The sequence below is a fragment of the Pseudocalidococcus azoricus BACA0444 genome (assembly GCF_031729055.1).
Taxonomy (GTDB): domain Bacteria; phylum Cyanobacteriota; class Cyanobacteriia; order Thermosynechococcales; family Thermosynechococcaceae; genus Pseudocalidococcus; species Pseudocalidococcus azoricus.
Genome location: NZ_JAVMIP010000001.1, coordinates 438,825 through 454,130, shown reverse-complemented (window position 1 = coordinate 454,130; position 15,306 = coordinate 438,825). Strand labels below are relative to the sequence as shown.

The following is a 15,306-nucleotide window of genomic DNA, read 5'->3' as shown; positions in this document are numbered from 1 at the left end:
GCCTAAAACTTAGACCCCTGACTACACTTTGACCGCTGAGAATTGTGCTTACACGAAACACAAAGGAGAATCTAGGGAATTACAGTAAACCCCAGAAATGCAGAACACCTTGTTTGGTGAGTAATTCAGTCACAAGGGCAGCAACAAATCCAATCATGGCCAAACGACCATTCCAAATTTCGGCCTGGGGGGTAAAGCCAAATACCCAAGCATTCCGGTCTTCTGTCTTGGCAACCTTAGTAGCGTCTGTCATAGTTTTGACTCCTGACGTAAACCCGATGAACTTGTAAATCAATGTAACAACTTTCTCCAGAGATTGCAACAAGTCTTAATAATTAGTCCATCTTTGCCCGAAGCTGAGACAACTACAGAGTTTGGCGGGGCCGATGTCAGGGGAGGCAGTTAACCTATTAATTGAGTCTAATTCCTAAGTAGTTAAGAATTACTTCCACTGGATTGGAGCAGCTGATCTCTAGGGCTGGCAAAAGATAGGATTCCCATGCAGCAACATTCAGTGAATGACCCCTGCCATAATAGAGATCTCAAAGATCATAATCGCAAAAAAATGGGGCCTGCCACCAACGACTGACCCCACCTGCCGATTCCTCAAGAGAGGAGAACACTAAAAATTACTATAAATTAATTGAGAAAGAATCGCAACTGTTTTGCAAAAATTTCCGAGACGGCTAACGGGGTATGATAGCCAAAGCCTTGGAGTCTCTGGTGATATGGCGTTACAGTTGCGAGTCTATGTACCTCCCCATCCGCTCATCCAACATTGGTTAGCCGTAGCTCGAGATGCCGGAACTCCCACTGCCTTGTTTCGGACTGCCATGACAGAGCTAGGTCGCTGGTTAACCTATGAGGCGGCGCGGGAGTGGTTACCAACCCTAGATACCACTGTGAAAACCCCCTTGGCGACCTGTCCGGCAAAAGTGATTGATGCCCAGGCCCCCTTGGTGGTGGTGCCGATTTTGCGGGCAGGATTAGCCTTGTTGGGCGGGGTCGAGAGCGTGATTCCCCTGGCTAAGACCTATCACATCGGCATTGTTCGGAATGAAGCCACCCTAGAACCAACCTGCTATCTAAATAAATTTCCAGACCAGTTTGAACCCGGGACACGCCTGCTGATTAGTGAACCGATGCTGGCCACGGGCGGCTCAATTATGACGACTATGACCGAATTAACCCAACGGGGCATAGACCCCAGCCTAGTCCGAATTATTTCGATTGTTGCGGCCCCCCCTGCCTTGCAAAAGTTGAGTACGAATTTCCCAGCCGTCCAGGTTTATACCGCTACCATTGATCCAGAACTTAATGAGCAGGGGTTTATTGTCCCCGGCCTGGGAGATGCAGGGGATCGGAGTTTTGGGACTTGAACCAGATCCGTTAGAGTGAGAAAGGACATGGTAGCAGGCAGATATGGAAAATCGCAGTGACCGCTTTGGGAGTGGGTTTATTGCTGGGGCAGTATTTGGAAGCATTGTTGGTGCCTTTACCGCTGTTTTTTTAACCAACAAACTCGCTGAGTTAGAAGCAGGGCCGCCCAATAGATCGCCATCAGGGGGACGTTTACCCTTAGGGATGAACGATGAAATCGCAATGGAGTCAGCCCGTCAGGGACTAGAAGCTAAAATTGCACAACTCAACGACGCTGTGGATGATCTGCAACAACGCCTCAGTACCGTTTCAGAATCCAGCAACCTTTAGACCAGTCCCCCGTTGGAGACAAATTCGCTACCATCACTCAATTTTGCTGATTAGCCCTAGGGAGTTCCGTTATCTGTGAATGAATTTATGAATGATGCCTCTGTTGTCCCCTTAGTTCTCACCGCATTGAGTAATTTTCTCCAAATTTACTTAATTATCCTGCTAATCCGCGTCCTTTTAACTTGGTTTCCAAATGTGGACTGGGGGAATCCGGTCTTTTCAATCCTGGCTCAATTAACTGACCCCTATTTAAATGTTTTTCGTAATTTAATCCCCCCCATCGGTGGCCTGGACTTTTCCCCCATCATTGCTTTCTTTCTGCTGCAATTTCTTGTCCAACTTCTCAGTTCGTTCTCGCGGGGGGGCGCGCTGTTTTAAGATTGACAATACAGGTTTAAAACGGATTTTCCGCCAGAACATTTCGGTTGTTCCACTTTGTTACAGTAGAAGATTAAGCCATGACCGCAGTCCTCAGCCCCTCCATCGATCTAGACCAAGTTAACCAAGAGCTAGATGGTCAGCATCCGGCTCAAATTTTGGCCTGGGCCCTCGCCCAATTTCCCACCGGACTGGTACAAACAAGTGCCTTTAATGTCGATGACTTGGTGATTACAGATCTGCTCTATCGCCAACTCCAGCCCGCCGCTCCAATCCCGGTTCTATTCCTAGAAACCCTCCATCATTTCCCCGAAACCCTAGAGCTCGTTAAAAAAGCAGAGTCTCACTACAAGCTAGACCTACAGGTTTATCAAATTCGGGGAGTCAATGATCGGACGGAATTTGCCCAAAAATTTGGTGAATCCCTCTGGGATACCGATGTGGCCAAGTTTCATCATCTGACCAAAATTGAACCCTTAGAGCGGGGGTTATTAGAGCTGGGGACAACGGCTTGGATTACTGGCCGCCGTCGCGATCAGGCCGTAACCCGGGCCGAAATGCCCTATGTGGAACTAGATAAGCTGGGCCGCTATAAAATTAACCCCTTGGCGGCCTGGACACGCAAACAATCATGGATCTACGTGGCAGAGCATGGAATGATGTATAACCCACTCCACGATCAAGGCTATGCCAGTATTGGCGACGAACCCCTGACAACTCCGGTGGGTGAGGGCGAAGATGAGCGGGCCGGGCGTTGGCGGGGACTAGGCAAAACTGAATGTGGAATTCATATTTAAGTTTTAGTTTCCTGTTTTTCTAACCTATCCTTAATATCTACTCAGCAGCAAGAACCTAGGGAGACTAGAGGCATTTCAGCTTATCCCTAGGTTTTTGTTTGAGCTAGGAATTTCCTCGCTCCTGACTTAGAGCTGACGTATCCTTCCATCTGAGCGAGATCGGCAATCTTGATGGAGATTTTTCGGGGAGCAGGGTGGGATGATGAGTCCATAGCATAGCCCTAGTTAAACGGAATAAAACTAATCCCCAATTAGGGTTTCTCCCTAGCCCCTGACAGACAGTTGGATATTTGTCCCCAGAAAACACCCTAAACCCTAGTAAATTTTGTATGGTAAGTTATTGCTCAGGATAGTATCAACATCATCATTCACCCTTCCAGTGGCAATGCCATGAGTCATCTCCATGAGTAACGTGTTAGTTGTTGAAGACAGTGCGCCCCAACGGGAAATGATCAGTGAGCTTCTGGCTAAGTCGGGGATGATCGTTGCGTTGGCTACTGATGGCGTAGAAGCACTGGAACAGGTCAAGGCTCTGCAACCCGATATTGTTGTTCTCGATATTGTCATGCCTCGTAAAAATGGCTATGAGGTTTGTCGGGAAATTAAGTCAGATCCGAGTACCCAGAACGTTCCAGTCATTATCTGTAGCTCCAAAGGTGAGGACTTTGATAAGTATTGGGGCATGAAACAGGGAGCAGATGCCTATATTGTCAAGCCCTTTCAGCCGAAGGAATTAATTGGCACAATCAAGCAATTATTGAGGGGAGCCGGGTAATGCTGAGTAGCTCAGATTTTTTAGCTGATGATTCCCAGGTTCTAGATGGCAATTTCCAGGGCCTTCAAACCCCCGAGGGAGATTTACATTTACGGTTTTCCCTCAGTTCTGGGACTGAATTGGCCCTGCCTGCCGTTGGCGTTCGAGAAGTGATTGCCACTCCCCCAGATCGGATTACCCCTGTTCCCAATACCTCAGCCACCCTCTTGGGAGTCCTGAACTTACGGGGGCAAGTCATTTGGGTAGCAGATGCTGGGCAATTTTTGGGGGAAGAAGTCCCGATCAATGCCGATCGGCCGGAAATTTCCATTATTGCCATTGAAGATGAGGAATTAGTCGTTGGCCTGGCCGTGGATCAGGTGAAAGGTATGGAGTGGTTGAATCCAGAGGCGATTGTCCCACCTGGTAACATTAGCGACAGCATGATTCCCTTTATTCGAGGAGAATGGATTATGGATGAAGCCTCATCCCAGAGCTTAAAGTTGCTGGATGCAGTTGCCGTGATTCGTAGTGCTCGCTGGGGAGGATAAGCATTAAATTAAAAGATCGGCCTGCAATACCGTAGATTCAACTTTCTTTACATTTGACGGTCTTTGTAATCTTCAAACAGGAATTAAACATACTCTATATAAGTAGGTAAGCGTAGTAGGCGATGTCTCACACACCACAGTGCAGTTAGGGGAGCAAGTTTAATGGCATCCAGTACCCAGTACACCCAAGAATATCAAAAAGCTGTGACAGCCTATATTCAGGGGAATTATGACCAGGCTGCGACAATCGTGGATAAGCTGGTCATCACTCGTCCTGATGATCCCAATATTCGCTTACTGCGGGGACATATCTACTGTTGTCAGGAACAATATCAACCAGCCCAAGAGCAATACGAGTTGGTGTTAAATCTGACCTCTGATCCGGAGCTGATTAATTGCGCCAATGAAAGTCTGTCTAAGACCTTAGAACTGGTGGACATTGGGGGAGCGAATGGGGGTAACGCTTACGAAGAAGACTGGGATAGTGATGAACCCACCGGATTGCAAATGGGCCATACCTTTATCCAAACTAACCAGGCCCTCTCTCAGACGGAATCTGTGAGTGCGCAGTTCCAGGCCAGTGACTCTTTACCCGAAGATTTGTCCGTTCCGGCTGAGTTCTCTCTCACCTCAACAGATGAAGCTTTGTCAGGAGAGTCAGACCTAGATCCCTTTGCCATTAGCATCGCGGTAGAGGCTCCCAAGAGTCGCAATCTGGACTGGAGCGATATTCCTACTGATTTAGGAGCGATTGATGGGGATTCTGACTTCGTCGGCCTTAATTTTGACCAAGGGCCAGCCCTGGAGGCTGATGAGCTAGATTCCGAAAACGAAATGACCATGCTCATGCCCAATCAACCAGACCTTTCCGCCCTTGATTCGGAATTAGTGGTTTCGGTGGGAGAGGTAAGTCTTGGGAACTTGGATAATTTGTTTGGGGATCCCTTTGCCACAGATATTGGGGATGGAGATGTATTTGTAACCGAAACTCCCCAGGCCTGGTCTGAGCCAAATTCGCGGGAACCTTCTCCTCAGCCGAGTCAACCAGCCGTTGAGGCTAGCCTAGAAACCACCCAAGACTTTGATTTTGACTTTGATCCCAATGCTTTAGGGGACATGGATGACCTTGGAGATCTGGGTGATATTGCAGACCTTGAAGAGTTTGATGGCTTAGAAGATTTTGATTTAGATAATATCAGTGACCTAAGTGGTGACCTTAACGACTTCGGGCAGACGGAGTCCCTGGCTATAGATGAGTTCGCTACGGAAATTCAGCTTGAGGGAAATGTGCCAGCCCCAGAACCGATCGCCAACTTCTTCGCTGAGGAATTGGATGGGATTGCCGAGCTAGAGTTCTCCGAATCAATTTCTTCTCTGGTCACGGATTCAGTCACACCTATAGAAGAGCTATCTCAGACAGAAGTTACCCCTTCTGAATTGGGTTTGGATTTGGACTGGGATGAAGAACCAGCCATTGCCAGGTCTTCTGAGCTTGAGTTGCCAGGAGAGATTCAGTCTGAACCGGACTCAGATTATCTAGAGGATTTCTTTGCTGATAATCTCGCCGATGACTCAGGAATTGCACTGGATTTTGAGGCTGACGCGGCTCTGTTGTCTCTTGATGGTGAATCGGGTCAACCCAATGGAGAAGCGGCAGAGACTGCTGTTTATTTTGCAACTGAGCCAGGCCTGGAGACGCAAGCACTACCAGAGGCAGAGTTAACGCAGTCCCCATTACCCGGCCTTGATGTCGTAGATTTACTAGAGTTTACAGACACCGATATTCCCCTTGAACTGGAGGAAACCAGTGATGAAGATGACTTAACAGCCTTTTTAGAAACTCCCGAACCAAATTCTGAGTCAGGTTCAAGCCCCTCATCCCTTGACTTGGATTCCATTCCCTCGGCCTTGGAGGAGGATGGCGAAGATCTCTTTGGGGATTATTTTGCAGCCCAACCCACTCCTGGGACAGCTTGGGAAGAGTCAGAAGAAGTGGACCCGATCTTTATGAATGCCACCGATACGGCCGAACCTCCTTCTATTCCTACAGGGAGTACCTTTGCTGATCCGGATGCCGAAGGGGCAGAACCCAATCTCGAACTTCTGGAATTGCCAGAATTAGAGATTTTTGGCACTGGAGCAGGAGAGTTCGATTTTGGCGAAGTGGAGTCTTCCGAAAGCCCAGTTGGGGTATCTCCTCAGTGGGAAATGGATACATTCCAGGCCTCAGAGCTTCCCCTCCCCATTGATCTAGAGGGCGAGTCCGCAGCCCGAATGAATGAAACATTCGCGATTGTCCCTGAAGATCTGGACTTATCAGCGGAGTTGAGTCAATTACCCGATCTAGATTTCGGTGACAATGATGCCCCCAGTATTGCCCAGGCCAGTGCCGAGCTTGAGGACTTGTCAGCCTTTACCCAGCCAGCCCCAATTCCCATACCTCCCCCTGTCCCCTCGCCCCTACTCCGTCCTGTTGTAGCCACCACTACGTCCCTGAGCAGTAGCGATACCAGTGCTTCCTCGTTTAGTAAGCGCAATACCACTACGGCCCTGACGGTGGGGGTTGTCTCTGCCTTGGCCTCTGGGTTGGTTGGCCTGGGCATTAATCAGGGTGAAAACGTCCCCAGTGCCTTGCTAGGTGGCCTGGCAGGGGGCTTTGCTGGAGGTGTTGCTGCCTACGCCTTAGGGCGGCGAAATGTGGATCATATTAAGCGCTGCACTACTGATTTACAGGCTCAGTTTAATGCTGTCATTACTGGTGATATTTCAGCCACCGCTACGGTCTTTGCTCCAGATGAGTTAGGGCAGCTGGCCACCAGTTTTAACACCATGACTCAGTCAATCCAAGGGGTGATGGCCGAGAGTCAGCAAAAAGCAGAGGAAAATGAGCGACAACGGGATGACCTGCAACGACAGGTGATTCGCCTATTGGATGATGTCGAAGGGGCTGCTCGCGGAGATCTGACGGTGCAAGCCGAGGTCACAGCGGATGTTCTGGGGGCCGTTGCTGACTCCTTTAACCTGACGATTTTTAATCTCCGCAAGATTGTCCAACAGGTGAAAGTTGCAGCCAGGCAAGTCAATAAAGGGGCAACGGATAATGAAACCTTTGCTCGTAGTCTCTCTTCCGATGCCTTACGCCAGGCCGAAGAATTAGCGGTGACGCTCAACTCGGTGCAGATGATGACCAATGCCATTCAACGGGTGGCCGAAAGTGCGAAAGAAGCCAATCTCGTCGCTCGCAATGCAACAGAAGCTGCTCTCAAAGGTGGCGAAGCGGTGGAGCGAACCGTGGCCGGGATTCTCCAAATTCGGGAAACAGTGGCGGAAACGACCCGGAAAGTCAAGCATCTCGCCGAGTCATCCCAGGAGATTTCCAAAATTGTCGGCTTAATTTCCCAAATTTCGGCCCGCACCAACCTGTTAGCGTTGAATGCCAGTATCGAAGCCGCTCGGGCTGGGGAATCGGGGAAAGGATTTGCTATCGTTGCAGATGAAGTCCGGCAACTCGCAGATCGGGCTGCTAAATCCTCCAAGGAAATTGAGCAAATCGTCCTCCAAATTCAAAGTGAAACCGGGGCGGTGATGACGGCAATGGAAGAAGGTACTCAACAGGTGATTGAAGGGACGCGGCGGGCAGAACAAGCCAAACACTCCCTGGAGGATATTATCCAAGTTTCCAGTCAGATTGATAGCTTGGTGCGCTCCATTACCAGTGCCACAGTGGAGCAGACGGAAACGGCCCGTTCCATGGCTCACGTGATGCAGTCCGTAGAACTCACAGCCCAGGCCACCTCTCAGGAAGCCCAACGAGTCTCGGATTCTCTGCACAATCTGGTGACCGTTGCCCGAGATCTACAGTCTTCGGTAGAGCGGTTTAAGGTTGAACAAACGGAAGAACAGGGGTAATTCAAGGAGTGGGCGATGCAGACTGATCAGCAAAAGCGCATCTTAGGCTATTTCATTGAGGAAGCTCAAGAGCATTTAACCACCATTGAGACCAGCCTCATGAATTTGCAGGGGGTGGTTGATGACCCGGAAGCCATGAGTGAAATGTTTCGGGCCGCTCATTCCGTTAAGGGTGGGGCCGCCATGCTCGGTTTGCACAGCATTCAGCAAATTTCCCACAAACTAGAAGACTACTTCAAGATCCTTAAGGAGCATCCCGTCCGGGTAGATGAAACCTTAGAAACTCTTTTTTTACGGGGGTTTGATGCCCTACGAGAACTTTTAGACGAACTCCAAAGCCCCTTTGGCCTATCTGAAGAGGTGGCCAACCAGGCCCTGAGTCAAACTGAACCTGTCTTTGATCAGTTAGAAGTTCATCTGAGTGGTTTAGTGTCCGGCGCACCCACACCTGCCGTTACTCTGCTTCCCATCCCGATCACCCCCACCGCAATAGCCGAACCTAGCGATGGGCGGGAATTTGTGTTTCAAACCGATGTCCCGGAACGGCTCCGGGGGATGTTGCAGCTGTTCAAACAGGCGGACTCCCCGGAAATTCGCCAAGAGTTAAAAGCCGCTTGTGTTAGCTTAGGGCAGTTGGGAGAACCCTTTGATCTCCAGGCCTGGGTCAACCTATTAGAGGCTGCCGATGGAGCCATTGCTAATCCTGAAAATAGTCTTTTAGCCCTGGCTCCCACCATCATTAAAGACATTAAGGCGGCCCGTGATCTCGTCCTAGCCCAGCAAGAGGATGAGATTCGCCTTTCTCCGGAAATGCTGGCTCTCTTACCGGTTGAATCGGTTCTTGAGTCCCCATTGGTCTTAGAGGAGAGTCTTCCAGAGGCAGTGATGCCCATGGCCGGACTAGATCCAATTGGAGCATTAGAAGAATCCAGGGAGTTCTTCCCCTCTGAACCAGACGTGATTGCCGCCGAATTAACGGAAGAAGCGGTGGTCTGGCAGACAACGGAAGCGGATCTGAGTGAGTTAGATGATATTTTTGAGCTTTCTGGAGAACTGCCTCCCCCCTGGCCAGGCCTGGACTATGGCTTTGACTCCACTCAGCCTGTGATTGATGCCGATGATGATCTCTCCGAATTTTTAGAAAGCACGGCGGCAGCAGCCGGAGCTAGCAATGAGATGGATCTCTCGGGTCTATTTGGGGAGAGAACCGCAGCAGTTGAGGATCTAGCTGAGTTGGGCGGTTTAGATTTCACCAGTTCCGAGCCAGACCCCCTTGCCAGCGGTGGCCTGGGTGAAGAAGAAGTTGACCTAGCTACCTTTTTTGCCCAAACAACGGCATCACAGCCCCTAGAACCCCAGTCCCTAGAGATTCCTGCTGATGCGGCTGGTTTGGGGAGCTTGATTGATACCTTGCTGGAGGGCATTGATCAAAGCGAAGCCAATTTAACCGCTGACAGTGACTTTTTAGATACCTTCTTAGCAGAAGAAATTACCCCTGCCACCTTAGATGCTTTGACACCTCCCGACCGGGTCGAGATTCCTACCTCGGATTGGCACGAAGCTACAGAGGTGGCCGCCGTTCTTGATGAACTGATTGTCCCAGCCCCAGAACTTAGCTTGTTGGGGGATCAGGAGAATTTAGAACAACTGGCAACTTCGGCTGATTTAGAAGCCTTCATGGCCGCTACTGCCGATGGACTCTTACCTAGTCCTGGTATGGTTTCAGACCAAGATGATATTCTCAATGATCTGAGCGAAATTAGTGAAATTTTTGCGGGGCGTGTGACTGCTACCCCAGCACCTACGGTTGACTTTGAAGACCTTGATGCCCTTCTAGCTGAAGCTCCGCCTCAAGCCCCAGAGACTGTAGCTGATCCAACTCCGGCCTGGGATGACCTAGAATCGCTCCTTGAGGAACCGGTTGCCGGCCCTGAATCTGTTCCAGCCTCCCAACTGAGGGAGTTTGATTCCCTACTCACCGACTTAACCCCTAATCCAGCCCTCTCCTCCGATCCCATCACCCCAGCCCTCAATTTACGTCCGCGAGCGACTCGGCGTAGTGCCAGTGCAGGCTTTGATCAAACCATGCGGGTTTCTGTCAAGCATTTAGATGGTCTCAACAACCTAGTCGGGGAATTGGTTGTTAATCGGAATGCCTTAGAAGATAACCAAGAGCGGCTCCGACAATTTTTAGATAACCTCCTCTATCAGGTTCAGCAGTTGGGGGATGTCAGCCAACAAATGCAGGATTTATACGACCGTTCCCTCCTCGAAAGCTCTTTGTTCAGCGGCATTTCTCAACCTCGCGGCCTTGGGCGGGAGAGCACCCATGACCCTAACCATGCCACCGGGGTGCAATTTGATTCCCTGGAAATGGATCGGTTCACTGGCTTCCATACCCTTTCCCAGGAAGTTATTGAACGAATTGTTCGCGTTCGAGAGGCTGCCTCCGACATTGAATATGTGGTCGATGAAGTTGAGCAAACAACCCGGATGTTCCGCCAAGTCACCACCCAAGTCCAAGAAAGTTTGAGTCGTTCCCGCATGGTGCCCTTCCGGGAAATGGCCACACGCTTACCGGGTGCCGTTCGCCAAATTGCCAGCAAATGTGGCAAGCAAGCCAACTTGGAGATTGAAGGGGAAGGAATTCTCGTAGATAAGGGGATTCTCGAGCGGCTCTATGATCCGATGACCCACCTAATTAACAATGCCATCTACCACGGGATTGAAACCCCAGAGGAGCGTCGCGCCAAGGGGAAACCAGAAAAAGGAACTGTGAAGATTCGAGCCTTTTACCAGGGTAGTCAGACAATTATTTCCGTCAGTGATGATGGCCATGGGATTGATTCGGAACGGGTTAAAGCCAAGGCCATTGCCACCGGAATTATTTCTGCTTCTGAAGCTAATCACCTGACCCGTCAAGATATTTATGGTCTCCTTTTTCGGTCTGGGTTTAGCACCAAGGATCAGGCCGATGATTTGGCTGGGCGTGGCGTGGGGATGGATGTCGTCCGGGTTAGCCTTGAGGAAATTCGCGGCAGTATCAACACCGATTCCACCCTCGGGAAAGGCACAACCTTCACGATTCGCTTACCTCTGACTCTGAGTATCACAAAAGCCCTCTGTTGTATTGATAATCACTGCCGGATTGCCTTCCCCATTGATGGTGTGGAAGATATGCTAGATATTCCCGAAGATCGCTTACAGGTGAGTGAGGAGGGCGAACAGAAACTGGCCTGGCGCGATCGGCAGTTGACATTCCGGCGATTGACAGATTTACTTCCTTATCGGCGACAAATTAGTCGAAGTAATGTCTATGGTGGAGCCAGTCATGAGGAAGATGTCATTTCTGTTGTCATTCTCCGCAGTGCCGATGATTTGATTGCCCTACAAGTGGATCAGGTCATTGGTGAGCAGGAAATTGTGATTAAGCAACTGGCGGGGCCGGTTCCCAAACCCATGGGAATTGCTGGTGTCACGGTGCAGGGGGATGGGCGGGCCATGGCCATTGCGGACATCCTAGAATTAGTTGATCTCTCGCTCAATCGTCTGGAACCTGGAGATTGGGGAACACCGATGCCCCCTCTTCCGGAAGAAATAGTTAAAGCTGAACCCTTAGTCCTGATTATTGATGATTCGATTACGGTGCGGGAACTCCTCTCGATGACGTTCACACGGGCTGGTTATCGAGTCGAACAGGCCCGCGACGGACAGGATGCTTGGGAAAAACTCCGCTCTGGTTTGCCCTGTGATTTGGTTTTCTGTGATATTGAGATGCCGCGAATGGATGGCCTGGAGTTGCTGTCGCGGATGCAGAAAGATCCTACCTTAAGCCAACTACCGATTGCGATGCTGACCTCACGGGGGGCAGATCGTCACCGGCAAATGGCTGCCCAACTGGGAGCACGAGGCTATTTCACCAAACCTTATTTAGAGGAGCAGTTATTGGATGCGGCAAATCGCTTGCTCCAGGGGGAAGTTTTGGTTTCTGAACCAGTCCCATGAACCAAACTAGTTATGGGTTAGAGGAGTTTACGGCATTATTTCCTTTTTCCCTAGATGACTTCCAACTCCAGGCCATTGAGGCCCTCAATCAAAACTGTTCCGTTGTCGTCTGTGCCCCGACGGGTTCTGGGAAGACTCTGGTTGGGGAGTATGTGATTCATCGGGCTTTGGCGCGGCAACGGCGGGTTTTCTATACGACTCCCTTAAAGGCACTGTCTAACCAAAAACTGCGGGATTTTCGCGAACAATTTGGCCACGAGCAGGTGGGCCTGTTGACGGGAGATGTGTCCATTAACCGTGACGCGCCCATTCTCGTCATGACCACCGAAATTTTTCGGAATATGCTCTATGGAACGCCGATTGGGGAAGTGGGCACATCCTTAGCTGGAGTCGAGTCGGTGGTTTTAGATGAATGCCATTATATGAATGACCGGCAACGAGGGACAGTGTGGGAAGAGTCAATCATTTATTGTCCAGCCGAAATTCAGTTAGTCGCCCTTTCTGCCACCATCGCCAATGGGGAACAACTAACGGATTGGATTACCGCCGTTCACGGGGAAACCAGGCTAATTTATTCGGATTGGCGACCTGTTCCCCTACAGTTTTATTTTTGCCAGGGAAAGGGATTATTTCCCCTCCTAAACAGCGAGAAAACCCATCTCAATGCCCGTTTACTGCGCTCCAACCCTCCTCCTGTCCGGGGCCGAAAACGCCCAGAGTTCCTCAATTTAGCCTATGTGGTCAATCAGTTAGCCCAGCGGCAAATGTTACCAGCCATCTACTTTATTTTTAGTCGGCGCGGCTGTGACCAGGCCCTCCAACAAATGGGTGGCGTAAACTTGCTCAATCCTGACGAATCCCAGGCCCTGAACCAAATTTTGGACGAGTTCTTAGCCCGTAATGGTGCCGTTGTCCCGACTGCCCACATTGCCCCCTTACGCCAGGGAATTGCCGCTCACCATGCCGGAGTCCTACCCCTGTGGAAAACCCTGATTGAAGAGCTATTTCAAGACGGTCTCATCAAAGTTGTGTTTGCCACGGAAACGTTGGCAGCCGGAATTAATATGCCAGCCCGGACAACGGTGTTATCATCCCTTTCCAAACGCACCGATTCTGGGCATCGTCTCTTAACAGCCTCGGAGTTTTTGCAGATTTCCGGCCGGGCCGGGCGGCGGGGGATGGACGAAATTGGCCATGTGGTGACACTGCAAACCCCCTTTGAAGGGGCACGGGAAGCGGCCTATTTAGCTACCGTTGGCCCGGATCCCCTGGTGAGTCAGTTTACACCCAGTTATGGGATGGTTTTGAATCTACTGCAACGGCATACCTTAGAAGAAGCCAGAGACTTGATTGAGCGCAGTTTTGGTCAATACCTTGCTACCTTACACCTTGCTCCCCAACGCCAGGCCATTGCGACATTAGAAGCAGAACTGGAAGAGATTAACCAGCGTCTAGATCCTGCCAACCCCCAGGCCCTGAGTCGTTATCAAAAGCTGCGGGAACGGCTCCGCCAAGAACAACGCCTCCTGAAAACCCTGAGCCACCAGGCCGAGGCCCTGGCCCATGAACAGCGGGTTCCCCAACTTTTGGTTGCTCAACCTGGGACTTTAGTTTGCTTGGATACGACCGAACTCCATCCCAAGGTGGAAGATGCCTATCTAACGGCGATCCTTGCTGCCAAACTGCCGGGGCCGGGGCAATTTCCCCTCTTAGGTTGTTGGGGAGTTAATAATCGCTTTTATGTCGTCGCATTGGAGCAGGTCAAGGCCATTGGCAAAGTAGCTCCGGTGGTGTTCCCGGCTTGGCCTACCGACATTTCCCCTAAACGTGGGTATTCCTGGAACGGGCCCACGGAAGCAGCCGACATCGCCAAAGCTTTACCGGAGATGCATCCCGATGTTTCCCTAGAAGTCCAGGCCCAGGCCAAGAAAATTGCCCAAATTGAGGCTGAAATGGCCACCCTACCGGTGGGGGCGAATCCAGGGACGGCTTTACGGTTACGGCGACGACGGGAGAAATTATTAACAGACCTGGTGGATCGCCAAGAAAAACTGAGCCAGCAAGCCCACCCCCATTGGGAAGACTTTTTGAGTTTAATCGCCATTTTGCAAGAGTTTGGAGGCCTGGAGGATTTAGTTGCAACCCCCTTGGGGCAATTAGCTGCTTCTCTGCGGGGCGAGAACGAACTGTGGTTAGCCTTGGCATTCGATTCTGGGGCCTTGGATGAGTTGCCCCCGCAACAACTAGCCGCTGCCTGTGCCGCCTTAGTCACCGAAACTCCCCGCCCCGATAGCTGGACAGATCATGCTCTTTCTGCACCAGTTGAAGAGGCCTTAAGCAGCTTGCGCCCGATCCGCCGCCAATTGTTCCAGGCCCAGCGCCGCAAACGAGTGATTTTCCCAATTTGGTTAGAAACGGGTTTAGTCGGCCTGGTAGAGCATTGGGCCTTAGGAATAGAATGGTCTGCTCTCTGCCAAGCTACGAACTTGGATCAAGGGGATTTAGTCCGTCTGTTGCGCCGCACCTTGGATGTTCTCTCCCAAATTCCCCATGCGCCCCATGCCAGCCCAACCCTGAAGAAATCAGCCACCCAGGCCCGGCAATTATTGGATCGCTTCCCCGTTAATGATTTACTTGTCGAAGACCCGGATATCAACCCTCAGGATATAGGCAGCATCAGTTCGTGAATTAAGAATGGCATTAAAGCCTTGCCTGAGGACTCAGGTAAATAATTTACCGAGAATCTGTTTTCTTAGATACAGAATGTCCTAGCTGAGCTTTCGTAATAGTAAGAGAGGCAGCAACTGAAATATTTACCCCGACTAAGACCTAATCATTTTCCGGGCAACTGAGGCAGTCAATAGCGGGATAGTGGAGTTAAAGGTTTCTGATACGACTTCGCCAAAGTTTTAGCAGATTAAATTCATTTCTAGATTCAGTTACCTGTCCTCAATGACTTGTGGTAGCCCTTGAATCAGCAGTATTTAACTCAAGTTCAAAACGGACTTTATCAGCGAGGAAAAGCTCCGTAATACTGCCCCTCAAGTTCTCCTAAATTTACCTGTATCTCCCCAAAACGGTTAATTCCACCCCTATTCGGTCTAACTGTGGGGTTTTAAGTGTGTAGGAGTTTTCATGCGTAGCAATTACTAGGAAATTTTTTGAGACCTGCTTTTTTGTTCACATCGCCTTTATCGGGCTA

The 15,306-nt window shown here is 50.4% G+C and carries 10 protein-coding genes; 9 read left to right on the top strand and 1 reads right to left on the bottom strand.

Annotated features, from left to right (window positions below):
- Window positions 1-79: 79 nt before the first annotated feature.
- Complete coding sequence (locus RIF25_RS02205; RefSeq protein ID WP_015122834.1) at window positions 80-253, bottom strand: chlorophyll a/b-binding protein; 174 nt, start codon at window positions 251-253, stop codon at window positions 80-82.
- Window positions 254-728: 475 nt separating this feature from the next.
- Between RIF25_RS02205 and upp the strand changes: the two genes are divergently transcribed.
- The 9 genes from upp (at window position 729) to RIF25_RS02160 (ending at window position 14,791) form a co-directional block, all read left to right on the top strand.
- The gene (upp, locus tag RIF25_RS02200; protein ID WP_322876916.1) at window positions 729-1,379 is read left to right on the top strand and encodes a uracil phosphoribosyltransferase; all 651 of its coding nucleotides are present in this window, start codon (window positions 729-731) and stop codon (window positions 1,377-1,379) included.
- A gap of 43 nt (window positions 1,380-1,422) precedes the next feature.
- Complete coding sequence (locus RIF25_RS02195) at window positions 1,423-1,710, top strand: hypothetical protein (RefSeq protein WP_322876915.1); 288 nt, start codon at window positions 1,423-1,425, stop codon at window positions 1,708-1,710.
- A gap of 87 nt (window positions 1,711-1,797) precedes the next feature.
- On the top strand, window positions 1,798-2,088 hold the full coding sequence (locus tag RIF25_RS02190) for a YggT family protein (RefSeq protein ID WP_322876914.1): 291 nt from the start codon (window positions 1,798-1,800) through the stop codon (window positions 2,086-2,088).
- An 80-nt stretch (window positions 2,089-2,168) separates the two neighbouring features.
- On the top strand, window positions 2,169-2,885 hold the full coding sequence (gene cysH / locus RIF25_RS02185) for a phosphoadenosine phosphosulfate reductase (protein ID WP_322876913.1): 717 nt from the start codon (window positions 2,169-2,171) through the stop codon (window positions 2,883-2,885).
- A 403-nt stretch (window positions 2,886-3,288) separates the two neighbouring features.
- The gene (locus RIF25_RS02180; RefSeq protein WP_322876912.1) at window positions 3,289-3,660 is read left to right on the top strand and encodes a response regulator transcription factor; all 372 of its coding nucleotides are present in this window, start codon (window positions 3,289-3,291) and stop codon (window positions 3,658-3,660) included.
- Window positions 3,660-4,190: a chemotaxis protein CheW gene (locus RIF25_RS02175; protein WP_322876911.1), complete on the top strand. Its 531-nt coding sequence runs from the start codon at window positions 3,660-3,662 to the stop codon at window positions 4,188-4,190. Before RIF25_RS02180 ends, RIF25_RS02175 begins: the two co-directional genes overlap by 1 nt.
- Before the next feature lie 162 nt (window positions 4,191-4,352).
- Window positions 4,353-8,099: a methyl-accepting chemotaxis protein gene (locus RIF25_RS02170; protein ID WP_322876910.1), complete on the top strand. Its 3,747-nt coding sequence runs from the start codon at window positions 4,353-4,355 to the stop codon at window positions 8,097-8,099.
- A gap of 15 nt (window positions 8,100-8,114) precedes the next feature.
- Entirely contained in the window at window positions 8,115-12,104 is a 3,990-nt protein-coding gene (locus tag RIF25_RS02165) for a response regulator (protein ID WP_322876909.1), read from the top strand.
- Window positions 12,101-14,791: a DEAD/DEAH box helicase gene (locus RIF25_RS02160; protein WP_322876908.1), complete on the top strand. Its 2,691-nt coding sequence runs from the start codon at window positions 12,101-12,103 to the stop codon at window positions 14,789-14,791. The genes RIF25_RS02165 and RIF25_RS02160 overlap by 4 nt, the downstream gene beginning before the upstream one ends.
- Window positions 14,792-15,306: the final 515 nt, after the last annotated feature.